A 220-nucleotide genomic window follows, 5' to 3' on the forward strand; every position below is an offset into this window, starting at 1 on the left:
GCGGGTGCGTCGGTGCGTGAGGTGATGTTCGCCGGTGAGACGGCGGCGGGTTCGGATTCAGGCGCGGGCGCGGGCGCGGGTGCGGCGGCGGGTGCGGGTGCGGGTGCGGGTTCGGACGCGGACTCGGGTTCGGAGGCGGGCGCGGGTTCGGGTGCGGGTGCCGGTGGTGTGGGTTCGTTGGATGAGACGTGGTTGACGCAGCCGGCGTTGTTCGCGTTCG

At 74.1% G+C, this 220-nt stretch carries 1 protein-coding gene; it reads left to right on the forward strand.

Annotation, left to right across the window (positions count from 1 at the left end):
• Nucleotides 1-12 precede the first annotated feature (12 nt).
• Nucleotides 13-220, forward strand: a 208-nt coding sequence (locus ACWJ6R_RS38405) for a hypothetical protein (protein ID WP_449066857.1), incomplete at its 3' end; no start/stop codon positions are given.

Source organism: Planomonospora algeriensis (assembly GCF_977012225.1).